1 protein-coding gene is annotated in these 1,683 nt (G+C 69.3%); it reads right to left on the bottom strand.

Annotation, left to right across the window (positions count from 1 at the left end; all coding sequences use genetic code 11):
• Positions 1-920: 920 nt before the first annotated feature.
• Positions 921-1,683: hypothetical protein (locus GXW71_RS34495; protein ID WP_211858597.1), on the bottom strand; the 763-nt coding region annotated here is incomplete at its 5' end.

Raw genomic sequence — 1,683 nt, 5'->3', positions numbered from 1 at the left:
CGCCCGGACCGCCGCAGCCACCGCCGCCGCCGCCGCCGCCGCCGTCAGCGGCGAGCACGGAGCCCGCCAGCGGCAGGAGGAGCGCTGCCGCCAAGGCGCCCATCGGAAGCAGCCGAGAGCGCGCCGACGGCCCGCGATCGGGCGAGGCGCCGACCAGTGCCGTGGTCCCGAACAGCCATCCCCGCGCGTGACGCATGGGCGACTGGCTCGCTGCATCGGATGCGACATTCACGGGACGTTGCGCGAAGTTGCGCAGGGACCCGTCACGGCCGGCTAATGACGCCGAGAAAGATGACTTCACGCAACTCTCCTGCGGTGGAGTGTTCGGTCAAAACAATCAATGCGTGTATAGTTTGTCATAAATCCCCACAAAGAGGCATATCTTGTTGAAGATCCACAACCTATGCGGGGCCTGACGGCTGTAACACGTCCGCATATGCGTAACGTTGGATTCTCGTTTCGTCTACGGCGACTTATGCGCGCAGCGGATAGGATATGCTCTTGGTATACGATCAACGCCGCCCGGCAATGCTCGGTTTGAGGTAGATTTTTATGCATTCCGACGCATTTTGCCGGTAGGGATGCGCCTCACGGCCCAGTTCGTTCCGAATTACGAATCAAGAACTGTTGACCAGCTAGGCCGTCGAGCCCCCTTGATCACCCACGGAGCCGCCGGCCGCCCCCGATCGTTGCTTTGTCGCACGGAACGGCAAAGCTGGCTTTGCCCGCTTTGCCGCGCCGGGGCGGCAAAGCGGCACAGTATTGATCTTGCAGGATTTTCCCGAGCTTTGCCGCTTTGCCGCCAGGATTGCTTTGCCACGCCCGGTTTTGCTGCTTTGCCGCTTTGCCCCCCTAAAGGGGGACGCCTGCCCGCCCGGCGGGGCCGGCCGGCATCCCCTGCCCAGGGGGCGGAGCGGGTTTCAGGGCGTCGGCACGGGCGGCGCCAGCAGCCCGAACACGCTGTCCATCGCCAGCCAGTTGTTCAGGCGCCCGGTCTTGCCGCCCTCCGCGCAGCCCTGGGCGGGCGCGCCGAGGAGCTGGCGCTGCATCTCCTGCCGGGCGCCGTCGGAGAGCGACCAGCCGAGCGGGATCGGCACGCAGCCGGGCGAGAGCGCGAAGGCGATCTCCCCGATCTCGACGCAGGGCGTCAGCTCCACCTCGCGCGACAGATCGGCCGCGACCTGGGCCCGCCTGGCGGCGGCGCAACTGATGCGGGATTGCTCCACCGCCCGGCTCACCGCGGCACGCGCCTGTTCGCCGCGGGCTTCCCGCGTCGCCATCAGCGCCCGCACCGGGGAGGCGATCTCGGCGAGCCAGCCCGGCGGGTCCTGCGGCGCCGCGCCATGGGCATTGCCGGCATTGGTGGTGGCGCGGCTGTTCTCGATGCGAAGGATCACCAGCGCGACGCGCCGGTCGCGGGCGATCGGGCGCAGCGCATCCACCACCTCCAGCACCGTGGTCAGGCCGGAATTCTCGAAGTAGCCGCCATCGACCAGCCGCCGCCGCGGCCCCGGGCAGGGCAAGGTGCCGGCCGGCGTCAGCAGCGTGAAGCGCGCGCTCAGCACCGCGGCGGTGGCGAGCGGCAGGTCGATGCCCGGCGCCTCCTCCCCCAGGGTGCGGAGCCGGGCCAGCGCGGTCGCTGGCGCATCGGCGGTCAGCCGCGGCGCGCAGCCGGGATCGGGG

It is taken from the genome of Plastoroseomonas hellenica, from assembly GCF_018129085.1.
GTDB lineage: Bacteria > Pseudomonadota > Alphaproteobacteria > Acetobacterales > Acetobacteraceae > Plastoroseomonas > Plastoroseomonas hellenica.
The sequence above is the reverse complement of the archived record's forward strand: the minus strand, read 5'-3'. Positions and strand labels throughout refer to the sequence as shown.